Annotated in this window: 18 protein-coding genes, 5 tRNA genes and 1 pseudogene; 3 read left to right on the forward strand and 21 right to left on the reverse strand. The window is 42.3% G+C overall.

Going from position 1 to position 22280, the window contains the following annotated elements:
- Positions 1–11: 11 nt before the first annotated feature.
- The 12 genes from rplK to rpsU all read right to left on the reverse strand — a co-directional run bounded on the left by rplK (position 12) and on the right by rpsU (position 4628).
- Complete coding sequence (rplK, locus tag I2I13_RS12615; RefSeq protein WP_004307548.1) at positions 12–455, reverse strand: 50S ribosomal protein L11; 444 nt, start codon at positions 453–455, stop codon at positions 12–14.
- Between the two features lie 61 nt (positions 456–516).
- Positions 517–1059 carry a transcription termination/antitermination protein NusG gene (gene nusG, locus I2I13_RS12620; protein WP_004296362.1) on the reverse strand — a complete coding sequence of 181 codons (543 nt, stop codon included), beginning with the start codon at positions 1057–1059 and terminating at the stop codon, positions 517–519.
- A 17-nt stretch (positions 1060–1076) separates the two neighbouring features.
- Positions 1077–1268 carry a preprotein translocase subunit SecE gene (secE, locus tag I2I13_RS12625; RefSeq protein WP_004296363.1) on the reverse strand — a complete coding sequence of 64 codons (192 nt, stop codon included), beginning with the start codon at positions 1266–1268 and terminating at the stop codon, positions 1077–1079.
- A 14-nt stretch (positions 1269–1282) separates the two neighbouring features.
- A tRNA-Trp gene (locus I2I13_RS12630) sits at positions 1283–1355 on the reverse strand.
- Positions 1356–1408: 53 nt separating this feature from the next.
- Entirely contained in the window at positions 1409–2593 is a 1185-nt protein-coding gene (gene tuf, locus I2I13_RS12635; protein ID WP_008997824.1) for an elongation factor Tu, read from the reverse strand.
- Positions 2594–2644: 51 nt separating this feature from the next.
- Positions 2645–2716 (reverse strand) — tRNA-Thr (locus I2I13_RS12640).
- Between the two features lie 10 nt (positions 2717–2726).
- Positions 2727–2799 (reverse strand) — tRNA-Gly (locus tag I2I13_RS12645).
- A gap of 28 nt (positions 2800–2827) precedes the next feature.
- A tRNA-Tyr gene (locus I2I13_RS12650) sits at positions 2828–2910 on the reverse strand.
- An 85-nt stretch (positions 2911–2995) separates the two neighbouring features.
- Positions 2996–3069 (reverse strand) — tRNA-Thr (locus I2I13_RS12655).
- A 97-nt stretch (positions 3070–3166) separates the two neighbouring features.
- Positions 3167–3466, reverse strand: a complete 300-nt coding sequence (gene hpf / locus I2I13_RS12660) for a ribosome hibernation-promoting factor, HPF/YfiA family (protein ID WP_004310895.1) — start codon at positions 3464–3466, stop codon at positions 3167–3169.
- 15 nt (positions 3467–3481) lie between these two features.
- Positions 3482–4363, reverse strand: coding sequence for a tyrosine recombinase XerC (gene xerC, locus I2I13_RS12665; RefSeq protein ID WP_117936362.1), 882 nt, complete (start codon positions 4361–4363; stop codon positions 3482–3484).
- A gap of 73 nt (positions 4364–4436) precedes the next feature.
- On the reverse strand, positions 4437–4628 hold the full coding sequence (gene rpsU, locus I2I13_RS12670; RefSeq protein ID WP_002558090.1) for a 30S ribosomal protein S21: 192 nt from the start codon (positions 4626–4628) through the stop codon (positions 4437–4439).
- Between the two features lie 188 nt (positions 4629–4816).
- Between rpsU and I2I13_RS12675 the strand changes: the two genes are divergently transcribed.
- Together I2I13_RS12675 and I2I13_RS12680 are read left to right on the forward strand one after the other, a co-directional pair.
- Entirely contained in the window at positions 4817–6598 is a 1782-nt protein-coding gene (locus tag I2I13_RS12675; RefSeq protein ID WP_148365527.1) for an aminopeptidase P family protein, read from the forward strand.
- A gap of 104 nt (positions 6599–6702) precedes the next feature.
- Positions 6703–7215 carry a gamma carbonic anhydrase family protein gene (locus I2I13_RS12680; protein ID WP_008997822.1) on the forward strand — a complete coding sequence of 171 codons (513 nt, stop codon included), beginning with the start codon at positions 6703–6705 and terminating at the stop codon, positions 7213–7215.
- A gap of 329 nt (positions 7216–7544) precedes the next feature.
- Here the strand turns inward: I2I13_RS12680 and I2I13_RS12685 are convergent, their stop codons facing one another.
- Both I2I13_RS12685 and gltX read right to left on the reverse strand, forming a co-directional pair.
- On the reverse strand, positions 7545–8768 hold the full coding sequence (locus tag I2I13_RS12685) for a 3-deoxy-D-manno-octulosonic acid transferase (protein WP_004296372.1): 1224 nt from the start codon (positions 8766–8768) through the stop codon (positions 7545–7547).
- Between the two features lie 13 nt (positions 8769–8781).
- The gene (gltX, locus tag I2I13_RS12690) at positions 8782–10299 is read right to left on the reverse strand and encodes a glutamate--tRNA ligase (protein ID WP_122137475.1); all 1518 of its coding nucleotides are present in this window, start codon (positions 10297–10299) and stop codon (positions 8782–8784) included.
- Positions 10300–10393: 94 nt separating this feature from the next.
- On the opposite strand from gltX, the gene I2I13_RS12695 reads away from it, so the two are divergent.
- Positions 10394–12466 carry an HD family phosphohydrolase gene (locus I2I13_RS12695; protein ID WP_148365528.1) on the forward strand — a complete coding sequence of 691 codons (2073 nt, stop codon included), beginning with the start codon at positions 10394–10396 and terminating at the stop codon, positions 12464–12466.
- Here the strand turns inward: I2I13_RS12695 and I2I13_RS12700 are convergent.
- The 7 genes and pseudogenes from I2I13_RS12700 to I2I13_RS12730 all read right to left on the reverse strand — a co-directional run.
- A complete protein-coding gene (locus tag I2I13_RS12700) occupies positions 12441–12911 on the reverse strand; it encodes a low molecular weight protein-tyrosine-phosphatase (RefSeq protein ID WP_148365529.1) in 471 nt (156 codons plus the stop codon). The two genes, I2I13_RS12695 and I2I13_RS12700, sit on opposite strands and share 26 nt — an antisense overlap.
- A 149-nt stretch (positions 12912–13060) precedes the next feature.
- Positions 13061–14857, reverse strand: coding sequence for a DUF4091 domain-containing protein (locus tag I2I13_RS12705; protein WP_195649638.1), 1797 nt, complete (start codon positions 14855–14857; stop codon positions 13061–13063).
- A 50-nt stretch (positions 14858–14907) separates the two neighbouring features.
- Complete coding sequence (gene priA, locus I2I13_RS12710; RefSeq protein WP_195649639.1) at positions 14908–17364, reverse strand: primosomal protein N'; 2457 nt, start codon at positions 17362–17364, stop codon at positions 14908–14910.
- Positions 17365–17556: 192 nt separating this feature from the next.
- Positions 17557–18132, reverse strand: a complete 576-nt coding sequence (locus I2I13_RS12715) for a porin family protein (protein ID WP_148365532.1) — start codon at positions 18130–18132, stop codon at positions 17557–17559.
- Between the two features lie 200 nt (positions 18133–18332).
- Complete coding sequence (locus tag I2I13_RS12720; RefSeq protein ID WP_195649640.1) at positions 18333–18764, reverse strand: hypothetical protein; 432 nt, start codon at positions 18762–18764, stop codon at positions 18333–18335.
- Positions 18765–19797: 1033 nt separating this feature from the next.
- The gene (locus I2I13_RS12725) at positions 19798–21168 is read right to left on the reverse strand and encodes an FAD-dependent oxidoreductase (RefSeq protein WP_195649641.1); all 1371 of its coding nucleotides are present in this window, start codon (positions 21166–21168) and stop codon (positions 19798–19800) included.
- A gap of 228 nt (positions 21169–21396) precedes the next feature.
- A pseudogene (locus I2I13_RS12730) lies at positions 21397–22185 on the reverse strand (lyase family protein); the annotation flags it as partial.
- Positions 22186–22280: the final 95 nt, after the last annotated feature.

The raw sequence follows: 22280 nt of genomic DNA on the forward strand, positions 1-22280 counted from the left end.
ATTGAAGTTTATTAGTTATTAACCGGGAACTCCCCTTTTACAGCGATACCCATACTTCTAGCTGTACCTGCAACCATTCTCATGGCAGCTTCCACAGTAAAACAGTTCAAGTCAACCATTTTGTCCTGAGCAATCGTACGAATCTGTTCCCAAGTAAGCTCGGCAACTTTCTTACGGTTAGGCTCAGCAGAACCACTCTTTACCTTAGCTACTTCAAGTAATTGAATAGCAACGGGAGGAGTCTTGATTACAAAATCGAAAGACTTATCTGCGTAGTAAGTAATGATAACAGGTAAAATTTTACCTGCTTTGTCTTGGGTTCTGGCATTGAATTGCTTGCAAAATTCCATGATATTGATACCCTTAGAACCCAAAGCAGGTCCAACGGGAGGTGATGGATTTGCAGCGCCTCCTTTAATCTGTAATTTGATTAGTCCAGCAACTTCTTTAGCCATTTTTTTATTGATTTATATATAAACATTAAACGAAGAACAACAACAGCGTAACAATTCCGTGTTATTCCTTTTCCACTTGCATAAAGCCCAATTCAAGCGGTGTTTTGCGCCCGAATATCTTTACCATGACCTTTAGTTTCTTTTTTTCACTATTCACTTCTTCAATGATGCCACTGAATCCGCTAAAAGGTCCAAAAGTAACTTTTACAGTTTCACCCACTACGTACGGAATATTGAGTTCTTCACCCGTTTCCTGCAGTTCGTCCACTGTACCAAGTATACGATTCACTTCTGATTGTCTGAGAGGCACCGGTTTTTCGGAGCCACCTAAAAAGCCTATCACATTCGGAGTGTTGCGCAAGTGATGAGCGACCTCACCAACCAAAGCAGCCTCCACCAAAACGTAACCAGGAAGATAACTTCTTTCCTTCACAATTTTTTTGCCATTGCGAACCTGGTAAACTTTTTCAGTAGGAATCAATACCTGAGATACATATTCACCAAGGTCGCTGTTCTTAAGATCAGCTTCAAGATATTCCTTTACCTTAGCTTCTTTTCCACTAATAGCACGCAGAACGTACCATTTCTTTTCAATCTCAGCCATTTTCAATTCCTATTTTTTTAATGTGGATAAACGATTTTTTCCATGAAGTTCTGGAAACAGACATCCATACCCCATACTACCAATGCAATAAGCAGGGAAGCATATAAAACAACTACTGCACTGTTAGCAAGTTCAGAATACGTAGGCCACGATACTTTATGTACAAGTTCGTCGTAAGATTCTTTAATATAAGCTATTACCTTTTTCATTTCAATAATATTAGCACGGGAGGAGAGGCTCGAACTCCCGACACCCGGTTTTGGAGACCGGTGCTCTACCAACTGAGCTACTCCCGTGTGTACATAATCAGTTCCCGATGAAAAACCGGGAACTGATTAATTATTGTGTATTAGTCGATAATTTCAGTAATCTGACCAGCACCTACCGTACGTCCACCTTCGCGGATAGCGAAACGAAGACCCGGGTTCAATGCTACTGGGTAGATCAACTCAACTGTAATAGTTACGTTATCACCCGGCATTACCATTTCTGTTCCTTCCGGCAAAGTGATTTCACCTGTACAGTCCATAGTACGCAAGTAGAACTGAGGACGATATTTGTTGTGGAACGGAGTGTGACGACCACCTTCTTCTTTCTTCAGGATATAAACCTCAGCTTTGAATTTAGAGTGCGGTTTAATCTGACCCGGTTTACAAAGAACCATACCACGTTTGATTTCGTTCTTGTCAACACCACGAAGCAAAAGACCCACGTTATCACCAGCTTCACCTTGATCCAACAGTTTACGGAACATTTCAACACCAGTTACAACTGATTTCTTATCTTCGCCTAAACCAAGGATTTCAATTTCATCACCAACGTGAATAATACCTGTTTCGATACGTCCTGTTGCTACAGTACCACGACCTGTGATAGAGAATACGTCTTCAACCGGCATCAAGAATGGTTTATCAACATCGCGCGGAGGCAGTGGAATCCAAGTATCAACAGCATCCATCAGCTCCATAACTTTGTCTTCCCATTTTTCAACACCGTTCAATGCGCCAAGAGCAGAACCACGGATGATAGGAGTATTGTCACCGTCGAAATCATAGAATGAAAGAAGTTCTCTCATTTCCATTTCAACGAGTTCCAACATTTCTTCGTCGTCTACCATATCGCATTTGTTCAAGAATACAACCAGACGAGGTACGTTTACCTGACGAGCCAACAGAATGTGTTCGCGAGTTTGAGGCATCGGACCATCAGTTGCAGCACAAACGATGATAGCACCGTCCATCTGAGCAGCACCAGTTACCATGTTCTTTACGTAGTCGGCGTGACCCGGGCAGTCTACGTGTGCATAGTGACGGTTAGCTGTTTGATATTCAACGTGAGAAGTATTGATAGTAATACCTCTTTCTTTTTCTTCAGGAGCGTTGTCGATAGAATCGAAAGAACGCAATTCTGAAAGACCTTTTTTTGCCAACACTGTAGTGATAGCAGCTGTCAACGTTGTCTTACCGTGGTCTACGTGACCGATTGTACCAATGTTCACATGCGGTTTGGTACGTTCAAATTTCTCTTTAGCCATAGCTTTACTTGTTATTTATTTGATTAATAATCAGCATTTACATCCTTTATGAGCTGTTACCGGGATTTGAACCCGGGACCTCTTCCTTACCAAGGAAGTGCTCTACCACTGAGCTATAACAGCAAGAAAAGAGAGCGGAAGACGGGGCTCAAACCCGCGACCCTCAGCTTGGAAGGCTAATGCTCTATCAACTGAGCTACTTCCGCATTCTTGCCAAAGTTGTCACTCTGATTGTGGGCAAAGATGGATTCGAACCACCGAAGGCGTAAGCCAGCAGATTTACAGTCTGCCCCATTTGGCCACTCTGGTATTTGCCCTTTTCAAAATCAAGAAATAAAAGAACTCTTTTCAAACAATATGATAAAGACAGATGTTCTTTCTTTGTTCTTCAGTTTCTTTTTGAGCCTCTTGTCGGATTCGAACCAACGACCCCGAGATTACAAATCACGTGCTCTGGCCAACTGAGCTAAAGAGGCAAACTTACTAAAAAATGCAACCGTCACGTTCTAACGCGAGCGAAACGGCTGCAAATTTAGTTATTTATTTCTTTCCCGCAAAATATTTGGGATTTTTTTATTTGCTACGTTGCTTTTCCTTGTATTTAACCAGCTGTTTCCCGAGCGCTTCCACATCTAAATCAATTGCCTCTTCAAATGTATCACACACTTTGCTTGCATAAAACTCTCCATTAGGGATTAATATTTTAATGCCTGCTTCTTTATTTTCAGCAACTTCTGGTTTTACTACCTTTAATGACACCTCTACTTTCTTTATATCTTCGTAATATTTTTCCAACTTAGACACTTTCTTCTGAATAAATGCCTGCAATTGCTCTGACGCATCAAAGTGAATTGATTGAATTCTAACATCCATACTTACCTCCTTTTTTTAAGCTCTTGGATGAGCTTGTTTATACACTTTTTTAAGTTCTTCAAATGTGGCATGCGTATAGATCTCGGTAGTCGTAATGCTCTCGTGACCTAAAAGTTCTTTTACCGCGCCCAACTCCGCCTCATTATTCAGCATTGTGGTAGCGAAAGTATGCCTCAACACGTGAGGACTCCTTTTCTTCAGCGTTGCCACCTTTGACAGGTTCCGTTTCACTAAATTATAGACCAGATTCTTATAAAGCCGTTCGCCATTCTCTCTAATAAAGAAAGCCTCCGACCTTTCCGGAATCGTTTCGTTTCTTACATTAATATATTCAAGCATCAACTCCCGCAGTTCATCACCGAACGGTATCAGTCGTTGCTTATTTCTTTTCCCGGTCACTTTCAGAAGAGAAGCCGAAAAATCCACATCCTTATCATCCAAACCTATTAATTCCGAAAGTCTCATGCCAGTAGCATAAAACACTTCAATCACCAACCGGTCCCGACAACCTTTAAATCCTTCGCCAAAATCCGTATCATCCAACAACCGATTCATTTCGTTCTCTTTTAAGAACACAGGCAACGGCTTTTTGTTTTTAGGTCCTTTTATTTTACGCAAAGGATCTATAGTCGTTTCTCCCTGCCTTATGAGATACTTGTAAAACGTTCGGAGCGAACTTAGCTTACGATTTACAGAAGTTGAGGTATACCCTTTATCCATCAATGAAACAATCCATTCACGAATCAGTTCCGCCTCGACCTCTAACGGATTAAACTTTCCATACTCTTCCTGAGCAAACTCCTGCAGTTGCTTTATATCTTCACCGTACGCAAGAACGGTTTTTTCAGAATAGTTCCGCTCATACTGGAGATAATCAAGAAAAGATTCTATCAACATAATATCGCTACATCTAAAATCGTGCAACGAATGTATGAAAAGAATTCAATAATTCAAAGGAAATTACGAATTATTAATCTTCTACTTGCTGAAGTTGTTGTACGTAAACTGCGCGTTCTTTCTTAAGTCTTTTAGTTACAGACGGTTTATCAAACTGCTGTCTGCTTCTCAATTCTTTTACGATGCCAGTTTTCTCAAATTTTCTTTTGAACTTCTTCAGCGCTTTTTCAATGTTTTCGCCTTCTTTTACAGGTACTACAATCATTTTGTTACTATTAATATGTTATGATTAAAAAAATTCCGCAGTCAAATTGCGCCGCAAAATTACACATACTTTCTTTATTCACAAAACTTTCGGCAAATATTTCTCAAAAACTATTCATAAACAAGTCATTAAATGCAGAAAGTTAGTACCTTTGAAACACTTACATGTCTATAATAATATAATAAGGTATGAAACAGAACATAAAAGAACGAGTGCATGCTTTGCGCATGACCTTCCATCCCAATTACATCAAAGCATTCATTATCCCCAGCACCGACCCTCATCTTAGTGAGTATGTGGCTCCCCACTGGATGTCACGCGAATGGATTTCCGGTTTCACAGGTTCCGCAGGAACAGCGGTCATCCTGATGGACAAAGCGGGATTATGGACCGACTCACGTTACTTCCTTCAGGCAGAGAAAGAGCTGGAAGGCAGCGGCATCACACTCTACAAAGAGATGTTGCCGGAAACTCCAAGCATAACAGAGTTTCTCTGCCAGCACTTAAAACCCGGAGAATCTGTAAGCATTGACGGGAAAATGTTCTCCGTGCAACAGGTAGAACAAATGAAAGAAGAACTAGCGGTACATCAGTTACAGGTAGATATATTTGGAGATCCATTAAAAAACATCTGGAAAGACCGTCCCTCCATCCCTGACTCTCCAGCTTTTATTTATGATATCAAATATGCAGGAAAAAGCTGCGAAGAAAAAATATCCGCCATCCGTTCGGAGTTGAAGAAGAAAGGCGTCTATGCTTTATTCATATCTGCACTGGACGAAATAGCATGGACTCTCAATCTACGAGGAAACGATGTACATTGCAATCCAGTCATAGTGAGCTACCTGTTAATTACACAGGATGAGGTGACTTACTTTATTTCTCCGGAAAAAGTGACGCCGGAGGTCGAGACTTATCTAAAAAAACAACAAATAGGAATACAGAAATATGATGAGGTAGAGACATTCCTGAATTCTTTCTCCGGAGAAAATATTCTTATTGATCCACGGAAAACGAATTATGCGATTTACTCGGCCATCCATCCGAAATGTTCCATTATTCGCGGCGAGTCTCCCGTCACATTATTGAAAGCCATTCGTAATGAGCAGGAAATAGCCGGCATCCATGCTGCCATGCAACGGGATGGAGTGGCACTTGTCAGATTTCTCAAGTGGCTGGAAGAATCTGTATCCACCGGAAAAGAAACTGAATTAAGTATAGATAAAAAGCTGCATGAGTTCAGAGCAGCACAGCCTCTCTACATGGGAGAAAGCTTCGACACCATTGCAGGATATAAAGAGCATGGAGCAATCGTGCATTATTCGGCAACGCCGGAAAGCGATGTACCCCTTCAGCCTAAAGGGTTCCTACTCTTAGATTCAGGGGCACAATACTTGGACGGAACCACTGACATCACTCGTACCATCGCATTAGGCGAACTGACGGAAGAGGAAAAGACGGATTATACCTTAATATTAAAGGGACACATAGCATTGGCTATGGCCAAATTCCCAGCCGGAACCCGTGGTGCGCAACTCGATGTACTGGCACGTATGCCTATCTGGAACCACAGAATGAACTTTCTCCATGGCACAGGGCACGGCGTCGGGCATTTCTTGAGTGTACACGAAGGTCCACAAAGCATTCGTATGAATGAGAACCCTGTAATTCTCCAACCCGGTATGATTACATCCAACGAACCTGGTGTTTATAAGGCAGGCAGTCACGGGATACGTACGGAGAATCTGACGTTAGTCTGCAAAGATGGAGAAGGAATGTTTGGAGAATATCTTAAATTTGAGACTATCACTTTATGTCCTATCTGCAAAAAGGGGATCATCAAGGAGATGTTGACAAAGGAGGAAATCGAATGGCTGAATAATTACCATCAGACTGTTTACGAAAAGCTATCTCCAGATCTTAACGAGGAAGAAAAAGTCTGGTTACAGGAAGCTACCACTTCTATTTAAGAAATAAGATGTCTGACACCCGGGTGTCAGGACGACCGACACCCGGGTGTCGGACAACATAACATAGTATCAACTAAAAAACATTATTAAATCAAACAAATCTCATGGCTTTAATAAAATCAGTACGCGGATTCACCCCCGAAATCGGAGAAAACTGTTTTCTCGCAGATAACGCAACTATTATAGGAGATGTAAAAATAGGAAATGATTGTAGCATCTGGTTTAGTACCGTATTAAGAGGAGATGTCAACTCTATACGAATCGGCAATGGCGTTAACATCCAAGACGGAAGTGTCTTGCATACATTATACCAGAAATCGACTATTGAAATAGGCGACCATGTATCTGTAGGACACAATGTCACGATCCATGGGGCAACCATCAAAGACTATGCTCTAGTTGGAATGGGATCAACCATCCTGGACCATGCCGTAGTAGGAGAAGGCGCAATTGTTGCTGCCGGTTCGTTGGTATTAAGCAATACCATTATTGAACCCGGAAGCATCTGGGGAGGAGTACCTGCCAAGTTTATCAAAAACGTAGACCCTGAGCAAGCCAAAGAGCTTAATCAGAAGATCGCTCACAACTATCTGATGTATTCTCAATGGTATAAGTAGAAGATAAACATCAGATAACTAAACAGATATAAGATGAGAGATACATTTCAAAACAAGTATCTCTCATCTTTTTATCCACCTAATAACATTCATATAATTATTTCTCATTCTATTTTTAGCTACCTCCCATCATTCTCCCACCATATTAAATCAAGAAATAGCAGTCTGATAACAAAACGCCGTAAAAAGTATGAAATAACGGTAGTGTGTAAAAACGCCCTTTCTAATTTATTTCAGGCACGGATTACATGGTCACTTTATGCTGTTATATTTCTAAAAACCGCATAGCCCGTGTTATCCGTGCCTAAATTATATCAGTTAGTAAGCTATTAGAAATTAATCATGTGCATAATCTTCTCCGTCGCACCGGCATTGCTAGTCACATAATAACCGGCATTCGTTCCGGTTTCGCGCAAAAAGACCTCATCTGTCAGGAAACGATCCAACAAAGTTTTCAGCTCATCGTAATCTTTGATAGAATAAGCACCTTTTGCTTCCAGCAATTGAACAGCCTCCATGAATTTCTGATACTTCGGTCCGAAAATCACCGGAATACCATATACAGCCGCTTCCAATGTGTTGTGGATTCCTACTCCGAAACCACCGCCGATATAAGCTATTTCACCATAACGGTAAATAGAGGACAATAGGCCGAAGCAATCTATTATAAGGCAATCCGCTTTCAATACATTTCTTTCGTCAGCACGGGTATAGCGCACATACGGACGTTTCAGTTTACCGATGATCTCAACCAGGTGATTCTCATCGATCACATGCGGAGCAATAATCAACTTCATTTCCGGATGATTATTGAAATATTCGAGGAATAAATCCTCATCAGGTCCCCATGAGCTTCCGGCAACAAAAGTAAAAGAATTGTTTCCTTTAAATTTCTCCACCAACGGAAGTTCTTTCGCTTCTTCGCGGATTTGCAGTACCCGGTCAAAACGGGTATCCCCCACCACTGTCACACGACTGATGCCGATTTTCGACAAATAACGTTTGGATGCCTCATTCTGAACAAACAGATGATCGAAATCTTTCAAGACATTTCGATAAGTGCCACCGTACCATTTAAAGAATATCTGTTCGCGACGGAAGATGGACGACACACTATATACCGGAATACGGCGCTTGTGAAGCTCATCCAGATAATTCTTCCAAAACTCATATTTGATAAAGAACGCCATGCAAGGATTTGCAATATCCAGGAACTTCTTCACATTCCTCGGCTTATCAAACGGCAGATAGCAAACAATATCCGCCCCCCGGTAATGCTTACGCACTTCATAACCGGAAGGAGAGAAAAATGTCAGCAATATCTTATAGTTAGGATATTTCTCACGAATCATTTCTATCAGAGGGCGTCCTTGTTCAAACTCCCCCAGTGAAGCAGCGTGAAACCAAATATACTGTTCCCCTTTTTCCACTTGTTGGCGTAAAAGTTCATACACCACCCAATGCCCTTTCATCATCTTCCGGGGCTTGCGGCTAAACGGAGCAGCCAAATGGACGATAAAGTCATAAATGACTATTGCCAGGTCGTAAAGCATAGTACTGTGTCGATTACTTCAAAACCTCTACCGCCCGTTTCATACGAGCTATCGTCTCCTCTTTGCCCAATACCCAGGAAATATCGAACATGTGCGGGCCTTTTCCTTCACCCACCAATGTCAGACGGAAAGCATTCATGATATTACCGGTATGGTAACCTTTCTCTGCAATCCAGTCCATAACGACTTTTTCCTGTCCTTCAATGCTAAAATCTTCAATACCGGCAATCACTTCCGCCAATTCGGTCATACATTTGGCAGAATCTTCTTTCCAACGTTTCTTCACCGTCTTTTCGTCATATTCGGTAGGAGCCACAAAGAAGAAGCTACATACATCCCACAGTTCTTTAATGAAACTTACCCGGTCTTTCATCATGCCAACCACAGTCACTACCTTTTCGAAAGGAGCCTCTACGCCTTGTTCTTTCAAGAAAGGCAAGAACAGTTCCGCAATTTCTTCGTTAGGTTTCTGCTGTATATATTGATGATTGAACCATATTCCTTTTTTATAGTCGAACTTAGCTCCCGACTTGCTGCAACGGTGAAGATCAAACAATTTAATCAATTCGTCCATCGACATCACTTCCTGATCATTACCCGGATTCCATCCCAATAAAGCCAGGAAATTAATCACAGCTTCGGGCAAATAACCGGATTCACGATAACCAGAAGAGATTTCTCCGGATTTCGGATCGTGCCATTCCAATGGGAATACAGGGAATCCGAGACGGTCACCGTCACGCTTGCTTAATTTTCCATTACCTTCCGGTTTCAACAACAAAGGCAGGTGAGCAAACTCCGGCATCGTATCTTCCCAGCCGAAAGCACGGTACAACAACACATGCAAAGGAGCGGAAGGCAACCATTCCTCACCACGAATCACGTGGGAAACTTCCATCAAATGGTCATCCACGATATTTGCCAAATGGTAAGTAGGCAGTTCGTCAGCCGATTTATAAAGCACTTTATCATCCAGAATAGATGAGTTTATTACTACTTCACCACGAATCAGGTCATTTACATGAATATCTTCATTCGGTTCGATTTTGAAACGAACAACATATTGTTTGCCTTCAGCAATCAGTGCATCCACTTCTTCCTTCGGCATAGTTAATGAGTTGCGCATCATACCACGGGTAGATGCATCATATTGGAAGTTAGCAATTTCAGCACGCTTAGCGTCCAGTTCCTCCGGAGTATCAAAAGCGATGTATGCTTTTCCATTTTCCAGCAAAATCTGCACATATTTCTTGTAGATTTCGCGGCGTTCCGACTGACGGTACGGACCGTGTTCACCACCGAAGCTCACCCCCTCGTCAAAGTGGATACCCAACCACTTAAAAGATTCGAGTATATACTCTTCCGCTCCCGGAACGAACCGGTTAGAGTCAGTGTCTTCAATACGAAATATCAAGTCTCCGCCGTGTTGACGCGCAAATAGATAATTATACAAAGCTGTACGCACACCACCGATGTGCAATGCTCCCGTAGGACTTGGAGCAAAACGAACTCTTACTTTTCTTTCTGCCATAATTTGGGTTAGTATAGGTAAATCGTGGCAAAATTAAACCTTTTTTTCCACACTATTGTTTTTTTTTGTACTTTTCGCAAAAATTTCAGTGGATATGGAACATTTGAAGAAGAAAAAAAGATTTTCATGGAGAGATTTACTATATAAATCACTGCTATTTGTGGGCACTGTAACACTGATTGTCTATTTCCTGCCACGTGACGGAAAATTCAATTACCAGTTCGACATCAACAAGCCCTGGAAGTACGGACAGTTGATCGCTACTTTCGACTTTCCTATTTATAAAGAGGATGCAGTAGTAAAAAGGGAACAAGATAGCCTGATGGCTTTCTTCCAACCTTATTATCAACTGGATAAGAATATAGAGAAAGACGCAATCGCCAAACTGAAGGAGAATTACCACACGAATCTGAAAGGTATTCTCCCTTCCATTGATTATTTACGGTACATCGAACGCACTTTAAAAGAAATCTATCAGGCAGGTATCGTTTCGACAGAGAATATACAGCAGCTTCACAAAGACAGCACTTCATCCGTCATGGTGATTGATGATAAACTGGCTAATCCACAGGCTACCGAGAATCTTTACACAGTAAAAAAAGCCTATGAGCACTTGCTGTCGGCAGATTCCACTCATTTCAACCGGGAAATTTTAAGGCAATGCTCACTGAACGAATACATCACTCCCAACCTTACCTTTGACGAGGAACGTACCCAGGCTGCCAAAGAAGAGATTCTGAACAACTATTCCTGGGCAAACGGATTGGTAGTCAGCGGGCAAAAGATTATTGACCGGGGGGAAATCATCAGCCCGCATACCTATAATATCCTGGAGTCATTACGCAAAGAATCCATCAAACGGAATGAGTCCATGGGACAGAACCGTCTGATTCTCGGCGGACAGATTCTGTTTGTAGGAATGCTGATGCTTTGTTTTATGCTTTATCTCGACCTGTTCCGGAAAGACTACTATCAACGGAAAGGCAGTCTGTCATTGCTATTCACGTTGATTGTATTTTACAGTGTCATAACCGCTTTCATGGTAACACATAATCTATTTAATGTGTATATCATCCCGTACGCGATGCTGCCCATTATCATCCGCGTCTTCCTTGATTCGAGGACTGCTTTCCTGACGCATGTCATTACCATACTGATATGCTCCATATCCCTACGCTTTCCGCATGAATTCATTCTGACACAGTTGGCAGCAGGATTGGTGGCAATATTCAGTCTAAGAGAGCTATCGCAAAGGTCCCAACTTTTCCGGACAGCTTTATTGGTCATACTGACTTATGCAGCCATTTATTTCGCCTTCGAATTGATGACAGAGAACGGCCTTTCCACCGACTTTTCGAAGTTAAACATACGAATGTACACCTACTTCATCATCAATGGAATCTTGTTATTATTCACCTATCCTTTACTCTTTTTATTGGAAAAGACTTTCGGATTTACTTCCAATGTAACGTTGGTAGAACTTTCGAATATCAATAATGACCTTTTACGGCAAATGTCCGAAACGGTTCCGGGCACATTCCAACATTCCATGCAGGTGGCCAATCTTGCTGCGGAAGCAGCCATCCGTATTGGAGCCAAAAGCCAGTTAGTACGTACAGGAGCTTTGTATCATGACATTGGCAAGATGGAAAACCCTGCTTTCTTCACAGAAAATCAGTCAGGAGGAATAAACCCGCATAAGAACCTGAATTACGAACAAAGTGCACAGGTCGTCATCAGTCATGTGACGGATGGATTGAAATTAGCTGATAAACACAATCTGCCTAAAGCTGTCAAGGACTTTATCAGCACGCATCACGGACGGGGAAAAACAAAATATTTCTATATTTCCTGGAAGAACGAGCATCCGGACGAAGAACCGAATGAAGAACAGTTCACCTATCCCGGTCCGAATCCGTTCACCAAAGAGCAGGCTATCCTGATGATGGCGGATGCCGTGGAAGCCGCATCACGCAGTCTCCCGGAATATACGGAAGAAACAATCAGCAACCTGGTCGACAAGATTATCGATTCCCAAGTCACTGAAGGTTACTTTAAGGAATGTCCTATCACTTTCAAGGACATAGCGACTGTGAAAACTGTGTTCAAAGAAAAACTAAAGATTGCTTATCACACCCGGATCAGTTATCCTGAGTTAAAGAAGTAAGCAAACCTGCGCAAGCGTCTTCAAGAACATCGAGTACATATTCAAAACCCTCGGCCCCTCCATAATAGGGGTCAGGGACATGATCTGCAGGAATACGGGTGCAATACTCCGTCATGCGATGAATCTTCTTCCATTCTTCAGGAGAAGGGGCTTTGTCTTTCAAATCATCTATGTTCCGGTCGTCCATACCGATGATCAGATCAAAATGATAGAAATCTTCCGTACGGACGGGGCGAGAACGATGCACTAATTGATAACCGCGACGAGCAGCATGAGCACGCATCCGGCTATCCGGCAATTCGCCCTGATGATAAGACAGGATTCCGGCAGAATCTATCACAAATTCTTTTTCCAGTCCCGCCTCTTCAATTAAATGAAGCATTACGCCTTCAGCCGTAGAGCTACGGCAGATATTTCCTAAACAGACAAATAATATTTTCTTCATAATTTACTTTTAACGATACAGAAATGATATAGAATACTTATATATTTTTAGGCACGGATTACACGGATAACACGGTTTTTAATTGGTTAATCTTTTAAAACCGCGAAATCCGTGTAATCCGTGCCTAAATATGATAGTTCACCACAGTACTAGAACGAATTTAATATCTGATTAGCCCGGTTCACGGTTACTGCGGCCGGGATTTCCGGCATACTACCCAAATGGAACGGAGCAAGCATTTTCTCAATTTTCTTTAATCCGGCCTTATTTCCTTTTTTCTCAAATTCCTGACGAAGAATATGGATCTTCTCATGCGCCTGTATTCCTTCAATCAAACGTTCGAAACGGATACAACTGCGAGCTCCCGGATATACAAGATAAGTATCTCCACCTGCCCAGCTACGGAAACGGGAATCGAGCAACGGTTCCAACGGCCAGCTGTTATATGCCCAACGCAGATAGCCATCCAGCTGTTTCTTAGATGAATAATAACTCATCCAAGCTGCTTCTGCAGGCTCAGAGAAAGTAAACGTGTTAGGATGGGCTTCCGTACAGCAAGTATAGTAATTAGTACGTTTGTTCTCGGCAACACGACGAAGACGCACCTCTTCTGGAAAATCCTGTCCGATGACAATACAGTAATCATACAGTTCCGGCTCAATCTCCGCATGATAGTTTCCAGCCAATGAAACTTTAAAATCCGGATCAGCTTTACGAATCACTTTCAACGTCTTCTGCATCACTTCCATCGGACGTTCGTCCATCGCAATGGCACAAATATCAAACCATCCTTTTTCTTTCAGATGTTTGGAGAAAGAGGCAAGCATCGCTCCCCACATTTCTTCATAAGCCGCTTCACCCGGTGCAGTTTTCACGAATTGCAAAGAGTTGGTTGCCTGATCGTAATATTGGAATGACAACTCCCAGGGAACCATTGAGTAACAATTAATCTGTTTATCAATGCCTACACTCATCATAAATTCCACCCAACGGTCGAAGATGGTATAATCAAAAGCCCATGTTCCATCTGCCCGTTTCATCCAGGTGACCATTGTATCAAAATAATCTTCTGTCTGACCATTCCAGGGTTTGTACGTCAAAGTCGCCGTGATAATCTTCTGTCCGGCATCTGCCAACATTTTCATTAAAGGACGCATGGCGTCGAAATGCTCCTGACTCCATAAAGGAACCTGATAATAACGTGCCACTGCATAAGGACTTTGCCATAAATCCAAGTGGTAAGCCCATTCCGAAGGTTGAGGAAGCTCACGGGGAGAAACGGTAATTTCCAGATTCAGGCGTTGCAATAAACGCGAGCCGTCATTGATTAATAACTCCCCTCGGTAAGTTCCGGGAGTAGCCGATTGCGGAATCCAGCACTGTACCCAAACCGGTTGAACAGTACGAACAGGCAAAGCCATCGTTTTCAGGTTGGTATCAATAGGGTCGGCCACCAATAATGAATCATAATCCACAGATTTCCGGTGTCCGCACGCCCCTCTCCCATCTTTGTTCAATTCATCCGTCATCACATAACGGACAAAACCACCTGTAAATGCATCTTTGGGAAGAACATTTCCCTTTTTATCCTTGAAATCACCAAAGCAGAAATTCAGGTCTTTCAGTTCTACGCCTGTCCACACAACAGCTTGCGCGTTCACCCGTTCGCCACGCCAGCCTTTCAGGGAAACAGTCTGTTGTTTCTTCAACTGCGGGAGTTGATGTTTTGCATACCGGATATCTGTTGTACCCCAAGAGACTTGAGTGGAAGTCACCGCTGCCCACTCTTTATCAGAAGGTGCAGTAGGATCAGGCAACTCCTGATAAGTCAGTAAAGGGAACTTCGGTTGTCCTGTCGGAACACCGCATTGAGTTACTCCTTGCTGGGCAAAAACTGCACCCATGCTAAAAAGACAAGTCAGAGAAAAAATAGTAAGTCGTTTCATGGTTAGTTAATTAAATTAATAAAGGTTATTATATGGGGGAAAATATTAAATCACATAGGGTCTACATCATAATAAACAATCAAAGATTTATAGCGTTCGTCCGCCAACATCTCGCGCTGGATGCGTAACAGCAATTCCCGCGCACGTCCCATCGGGGCATTCTGCTCAATCTTAACGACGATCTTTTTGATAAACAAAGTCTGGATACGGGCAACAGGAGGTTTGTCCGGACCTAATACCCGATTGCCAAATACTGACCGCAACTTATCCGCCATCACTGCCGCCATCTGATCCAGTAACGCTTCATTATGATTTTTCAGATAAACATATACCAGCCGATAATAGGGAGGATAATGGAACATCTGGCGTTCCGCCAATTGTCCGCCTACCATATCTTCATAATCATTGGCAATGACCTGATGAATGATAGGATGATCGATGCTCTTGGTTTGCAATACCACCCGTCCGCGTTTGTTCTTACGTCCGGCACGTCCCGCTACTTGCGCCATCAACTGAAACGCACGTTCATAGGAACGGAAATCGGGATAATTCAACATGGTATCGGCATTCAATATGCCTACTATACTGACATGATCGAAGTCCAATCCTTTTGAAACCATTTGCGTACCGATCAATATGTCCGTCTTTCCCTGCTCGAAATCTGCAATAATCTTCTCATAGGCAGAGCGGGTACGTGTAGTATCCAAATCCATCCGGGCTACGGCAGCTTCCGGGAAAAGAATTTTGATGTCATCTTCAATCTTTTCCGTACCGAAACCACGGTTCACCAGTTCTGTCCCCTCGCAGGCAGGGCAGGATTTCGGCAGTTGATAGGTATAACCGCAATAGTGACAAGTTAACTGATTGATTCCTTTATGATAAGTAAGACTTACGTCACAATTCTTACACTTGGGCACCCAGCCGCAGGTACGACACTCCACCATCGGGGCAAACCCACGACGGTTCTGAAAGAGAATCACCTGTTCTTTCTGTTCCAAAGCCTCTTTCATATATTGTATCAGGAGCGGTGAAAATTGTCCGACCATCCGTTTTTTGCGATGCAATTCCTTAATATCCACCGGAATAATCTCCGGCAACTGGATTTCTTTATATCGTTCTTTCAGTTGTACGAAACCATATTTTCCCTCTCTTGCATTCTGCCACGACTCGATAGAAGGAGTAGCCGTACCCAACAGAGTCTTAGCTCCGTACATGGCAGCCAGTACAATAGCTGCGCTACGCGCATGATAGCGGGGAGCGGGATCTTGTTGTTTATATGTATTTTCGTGCTCTTCGTCCACAATCACCAATCCCAGATTCCGAAAAGGCAGGAAAATAGAAGAACGAACGCCCAGAATAATATCATATCCCTTCTCTCCCAGTTGCTTCCTCCATATTTCAACCCGTTCGGCATCGGGGAATTTAGAATGATAGATACCCAGACGAGCACCGAAAACCCGTTGCAAACGCTCCGTAATTTGAGTGGTCAATGCAATTTCCGGCAACAAATATAACACCTGCTTTCCCCGGCGAATCGCTTCTTCTATCAGATGGATATAAATTTCAGTCTTACCGCTGGACGTTACCCCATGAAGCAAACAAACGTTTTTCTCCTGAAAAGACTGTACGACTTCATCAAATGCACGTTGTTGAAACTCATTTAAAGGATTTAATTCGACAATCTCCTTCTCCTGCTTGTCCAACCGGCCGATTTCATGGTAGTAGATTTCAAAAATCTTCTTATCCACCAATCCATTCAATACAGAAGGAGCCACATTAGCCCGCTGCAACAGTTCTTTCTTAGAGACTTCTTTCGGAGTTCCCGCTCCTAAAACACCAGAATACTCCACATATTTCATAAGCAACGCCAACTGCTTCGGAGCACGAGACAGGATATCAAACAGGATATGAAGCCGTTTCTCATCCGCTGCACCCGCAAGCCGGACCCGTGCCTCTGTTTTCGGTTTATAAGTACGTCTCAATTCCTCCTTGACGAAAATCGCTTCTTTATCGAGCAGAGACTTGATGACAGCAAGGATATTTTTGATGCCGCTGTCTTTCTCCAGTTTAGTGACGCACTGCTGCGAATCTATGGCAAGTAAGTCCAAAATACGTTGTTCACGTTCCGGCAATGGCGCATCCGCTTCAAAATCAGGATTATATTCAACAATCGTTTCACTCTCCAGTTTCAGTCCGGAGGGAAGTGCCGCTTTATAAACATCGCCTTGTGTACAGAGATAATAGTCGGCTATCCACTCCCAAAATTTGAATTGAGCGGGTAACAAGATGGGAGAAGCATCCAGTAATGCAGATATATCTTTCACTTCGTATTCCGTTGGAGCACAATAATGAACGTTGAGGACGATAGCCGTATAAAACTTCTTCCGCCCGAAAGGAACTACCACACGGCAGCCTATCTTCACATCTTCCGCACATTCATCCGGCAAAGAGTAAGTAAAACTCTTCGGAAGCGGAAGCGGTAATATAACATCTACATACTTTTTCATTGCAGCCACAAAAATACAATAAAAAAACGGGGATTTAAAAGAAGGAAGGGAGAACACTTAAAAAGAAAACTCTACTTCATACGAGAATAGAAGAAAATATATTCGAGAGTGTAACAAGATTATCTCAAACAAAAAAAGAGTTTCCGGTTATCGGAAACTCTTTTTCATATACTATGTAAAGCGACAGACTACTTAAAAAATATAGGCTACAGATACTTGCCAAGTCTTAGTCTTATAAGAAGCATTTGTACCTTCAATATCAGCAGTATCGCCCAATGGGATATTGTAATTAGCCCCCACCTGCAAATGGTTCAGCAATTTCACACCCGCACCCACATTGATACCTACTTCTGCTTTCTTCTTATCAATTCCCGATTTCTTTTCAAAATCGAAATAAAAATCAGGACCTGCAGCCAGATAAATGCCTGCCAGACTTCCCAAGCCAATGGTATATTTCAGGTTCACAGGAATATCAATACCGTTTTGCTTAACAGTAAAATCTTCATTTCCTTCTGAAACTTTGATACCCCGTTGAGCAAAAAGCAAAGATGCATCTACTCCCAACCCTACGATTGGAATATTAAACTCGGCCATCGGACCGATAAAGAAGCCTGTGAAATTATCCTTTTTAAAGTTTTCGCTCACATTAGAGAAACTCGCCTTTGACAAGTTCAAACCTCCCTTTACACCAAAGTGTATCTGCGCCTGAGCAGGCATTGCCATAGCTATACACATAGCAATCATTAAAGCACCAAAAATCTTTTTCATAAATTTACGTGTTTATAATTCGGGACAAAGATATATATTTAGATTAAATAAACACAAATTCTTGGTTGTTTGTTCATTTAAAGACGTCGTTGCCCCTCCTGACGAACTAATAAGAATTTCTTATAAGTTCGATTTTATCCAATTGGTACGGTTATGAAGCAATTGATATTTTAGCAAATAAGTATTAAATTAATCCGATTTTACTTCCTGATTTTCATACAGATTCTTTTCAGCCAACAGGTACAGCAAGTAGTCTGCCCCAAGACGAGTTCTTTTTCTAGTTTTTGTAGCCGGTCGCATTGTTTCAGCCATTTGACTTGTAAGGTATCATAGAGGATTCCGGCTGCTTTATATCTTGTGATTTCTTTATCTTGTTTGCCTAAGAGTGATAGGTATATTGAACAAAGTTTTGACTTATCTATGCAATATCGTTCCAGTTTTTCGATATACATCAAGGTAGCTCCTTTTTCATTTCGACTCATAAACTCCTGAACACTGTCATCACTGATGATGTCGATGCCCGGCCTTTCGTAGTCCACAGTGATTTCTCGCATTTCTACCAAGACCCAGAGATATTCTGTCTCGAATCCGTACTTTGCAGCTGCCTCTTCTATACTAATCCATTGTGCCATAGCGTTTGTTTTTTCATGTGTGATACAAATAAGGGATGAATAATATTTTATTCATATATATTAGTACAACGAGCATCCACGCTTTTTTGCAGTCCGCCGGGTGGGGATTGGCTAGGTTAAATTGGGGCAATTTATAACCGGCCGAATACAAGAAAGACGCAGATGCTGCTGTACCATTATCTGCTTCCAAGGCTAGCAATACCCGCGCAAAAGATAATGATGACAGCAGACACCCACGTCAATCGTTTATATATAACACATCTCTTACGAATATGTTGATATACATCCGTTCACGTGGAGTATCTGCCGTATCATCTCTCTTTGCTTAGATTTGCTATTCTGGAAGCGAGAGATAATACGCTTTTACTCCAATAAGGAAATAAAAACCGCTTTCTGCCTATTCCATCACGCTGATGGGCTGAAAGCGTACGGCAAAGATATATGTTTTTTTTGAAATGCAGTCGAAATATGGAAATAAATACTGGAAGTTATGTATTAAAATGAATCTGACAAAAGACGACTCTACTTCTCGTTCTTGATTATGGAACTTTCTCACAAATAAAAGTTGTAGTGGTTTTTACTCTCACACCCTCACCCATTGGTTCAATCCCTTTATTCATCAGCATTACAGGTGTGAGAGTAAAGGTGAGGGTAGAAGTTACCCTCACACTACCCTCACGTTGCAAATGGCTTATCCATTAGGAAAGTTCCAGTTTCCAATAGTACGAATAAAAGTTTCATGTAATGATACTAATAGTTTCCCGGTGAGAGACTATAGTTTCCCCGTAAGGAAACTACATTTTCCCCGTAGGGAAACCATTGTTCCCCCATAGGGGAAACTTTAGTTTCAAGCCTGCGAACAGATTGTTTCACACCTCTAAACAAATTGTTTCAAGCCTCTAAACAAATTCAAGCTACCACTGACGGAAATTAGCCAACCAGTAATCACGGGAAAAACACAACTTACCCGACAACTGAAATCAGGATGAGCCCCACACAGCGTATGCGACTAGAAAGACGTATTCTTACTACTCTATGAGAACAAATCATTCAACGCTTCGCTCATGCTGGGATGAGTAAAGATGAAATCACGCAGGAAAGTATAATCCTGAGCTGTTTTCATTGCCATGGCAACTATATTAATGACCTCGCTGGCATCAGGCGCAAACAGCATACAACCTACTATTTTTCCCGTATTCTTATCAATGACAGCTTTCAGCAGACCGTCCGTCTCTCCCAATGTCTTTGCTCTCGGTATCGCCATAACAGGCAATTTCTTGATAATCACATCCAAATTCTGCTTACGAGCCTCATCCTCATTCAATCCGATACGTGCCAATGGAGGATCAATAAATACGGAATAAGCAACCGGATTACGGTCACTTGTTTTCCGCTCCTTATCTCCAAACAAATCTTCGCGGATAATCCGATAATCATCCAATGAAATATAAGTGAACTGCAAACCACCTTTCACATCACCCACGGCACGTATATTCGGATTAGTTGTCTTCAGATATTCATCCACAATGATCGCTCCACGTGCGTCCGTCTCCACTCCGGCAACTTTCAGATTCAGATCTTTCGTGTTCGGCCTGCGTCCTGTAGCCAACAATACGGCATCAGCTTCAAGTTCGAACACCTCATCAGTTTGTGAATCAGAGAAAACAACGACAGCCCTATTTTCAACATGCTTCACAGATTGTACCTTCGCGTTCATCCGAAAAACAATGCCTTTTTTCTCCAATGTTTCTTTTACACTTGCAGCAATATCCCGATCCTCACGGGCAATCAGCTCCGGATAACTTTCGAGTACCGTCACTTGTGAACCGAACGAAGCATACATAGACGCAAACTCCAAACCAATATAACCGCCGCCAACAATAACCAGCCGACGGGGAAGATCGGTCAATTCCATGATTGAAGTACTGGTATAAACCAAAGAATTGTCCGCAACTCCTTCAATAGGCGGAATTATTGTTTCCGCTCCGGTGTTGATAATTATTTGCTTTGATGTCAACCATATTTCTTCAGTAGATGTACGGACAGAAACCACATCGGCAGATACAAAAGAACCTACACCTGTATAAACTGTTACATTAGGATGATCCGCCAGATTATGGTAATTCTTGCCTCTCAACGCACTTGTCACAGACTCCTTCACAGCAATAGCATTGCGATAAAACGCACTTCTTTCTTCAAATGTGGAGTCTTCCATACCGGAAGCAATTTTAGCCTGATGAACCAACGTCTTTGTCGGAATACAGCCGATATTGATACACGTTCCTCCATACATTTTATCAGAACGTTCAACAATGGCGACTTTCCGCCCACGTTTTGCAAACTCTGCCGCAAGGGTCTTTCCTCCCTTACCGAAACCGATAATAATAACATCAAATGCATTCATATCTATATAACTTTTAATGGGTTCAAGACTTGCTTATCAGGTTAACAACGAATGATATTGCAAAGTTCGTCGCTTTCGAAGTAATAAACAATAACCATTTCGCCGGATAAATTAGCAATTATTCCCATATAAGGTCAAAGTAATAAATAATCAAAAATCGCCGGAACAGATCAATGATCTGCCCGGCGATTTCTCATCTTAAACCAATCTCCACTTACTATATATCAATCAACGATTCGGGTGAATGTCCAACTTCACCGGTTTAATCATATTCTCCGGTTTTAAGATAGTATCCAAGTCTTCTTTGGAAAGAATGTTATGCTCCAAAACAAGTTCATAAACTCCCTTCCCGGTTTCCAATGCTTCTTTGGCTATTTTGGTAGAGTTCTTATATCCGATCACCGGATTCAGGGCTGTCACTACTCCGATACTGTTATGCACATCTCTCCTGCATTTTTCTTCATTAGCCGTAATGCCGTCGATGCATAACGTGCGCAAAGTGTCGAAACCATTCATCAACAGATCGGCAGACTCGAAACAGCATTGTGCCATTACCGGCTCCATTGCATTCAGTTCCATTTGAGCCGCTTCACCGCTCATGGCTACGCAGAGGTCGTTTCCTATTACTTTATAGGCTATCTGATTCATGACTTCGGGAATAACCGGATTCACTTTTCCCGGCATGATGGAAGAGCCCGGCTGCATTGCCGGCAGATTGATTTCCCCCAATCCGCAACGCGGACCGGAAGCCAGCAACCGCAAGTCATTACATATCTTATTCATTTTAACAGCAACACGCCTCATCGCTCCCGAATAGCCTACCATGCAGGAAGTATCCGAAGTGGCTCCTACCAAATCGTCTGCAAGTTTGATATCCAATCCCGTAATCTTGCGCAAAGCGGCAATGCACTTCTCCGCATATTCCGGTTCGGCGGTGATTCCTGTTCCGATGGCCGTTGCTCCCATATTGACTGCCAGAAAATCCTGTGCGGCGAAATCGAGATTCTTCACTTCATGTAAATCCGGAAAAACCAGACGTGCCGCTTAACAAAAACGATGCGTTTCAAAAAGTACAAAAACGACGCGTACAAGAAAACGGTGAGCGCGGTCCT

Origin of the sequence: Bacteroides sp. D55t1_190419_B8, assembly GCF_015558905.1 — a bacterium.
GTDB lineage: Bacteria > Bacteroidota > Bacteroidia > Bacteroidales > Bacteroidaceae > Bacteroides > Bacteroides vicugnae.

Bases quoted from the DNA above. Each gene is read 5' to 3' on its own strand.
- rplK (WP_004307548.1), bottom strand. From the start codon at position 455: ATGGCTAAAGAAGTTGCTGGACTAATCAAATTACAGATTAAAGGAGGC.
- nusG (WP_004296362.1), bottom strand. From the start codon at position 1,059: ATGGCTGAGATTGAAAAGAAATGGTACGTTCTGCGTGCTATTAGTGGA.
- secE (WP_004296363.1), bottom strand. From the start codon at position 1,268: ATGAAAAAGGTAATAGCTTATATTAAAGAATCTTACGACGAACTTGTA.
- tuf (WP_008997824.1), bottom strand. From the start codon at position 2,593: ATGGCTAAAGAGAAATTTGAACGTACCAAACCGCATGTGAACATTGGT.
- hpf (WP_004310895.1), bottom strand. From the start codon at position 3,466: ATGGATGTTAGAATTCAATCAATTCACTTTGATGCGTCAGAGCAATTG.
- xerC (WP_117936362.1), bottom strand. From the start codon at position 4,363: ATGTTGATAGAATCTTTTCTTGATTATCTCCAGTATGAGCGGAACTAT.
- rpsU (WP_002558090.1), bottom strand. From the start codon at position 4,628: ATGATTGTAGTACCTGTAAAAGAAGGCGAAAACATTGAAAAAGCGCTG.
- I2I13_RS12675 (WP_148365527.1), top strand. From the start codon at position 4,817: ATGAAACAGAACATAAAAGAACGAGTGCATGCTTTGCGCATGACCTTC.
- I2I13_RS12680 (WP_008997822.1), top strand. From the start codon at position 6,703: ATGGCTTTAATAAAATCAGTACGCGGATTCACCCCCGAAATCGGAGAA.
- I2I13_RS12685 (WP_004296372.1), bottom strand. From the start codon at position 8,768: ATGCTTTACGACCTGGCAATAGTCATTTATGACTTTATCGTCCATTTG.
- gltX (WP_122137475.1), bottom strand. From the start codon at position 10,299: ATGGCAGAAAGAAAAGTAAGAGTTCGTTTTGCTCCAAGTCCTACGGGA.
- I2I13_RS12695 (WP_148365528.1), top strand. From the start codon at position 10,394: ATGGAACATTTGAAGAAGAAAAAAAGATTTTCATGGAGAGATTTACTA.
- I2I13_RS12700 (WP_148365529.1), bottom strand. From the start codon at position 12,911: ATGAAGAAAATATTATTTGTCTGTTTAGGAAATATCTGCCGTAGCTCT.
- I2I13_RS12705 (WP_195649638.1), bottom strand. From the start codon at position 14,857: ATGAAACGACTTACTATTTTTTCTCTGACTTGTCTTTTTAGCATGGGT.
- priA (WP_195649639.1), bottom strand. From the start codon at position 17,364: ATGAAAAAGTATGTAGATGTTATATTACCGCTTCCGCTTCCGAAGAGT.
- I2I13_RS12715 (WP_148365532.1), bottom strand. From the start codon at position 18,132: ATGAAAAAGATTTTTGGTGCTTTAATGATTGCTATGTGTATAGCTATG.
- I2I13_RS12720 (WP_195649640.1), bottom strand. From the start codon at position 18,764: ATGGCACAATGGATTAGTATAGAAGAGGCAGCTGCAAAGTACGGATTC.
- I2I13_RS12725 (WP_195649641.1), bottom strand. From the start codon at position 21,168: ATGAATGCATTTGATGTTATTATTATCGGTTTCGGTAAGGGAGGAAAG.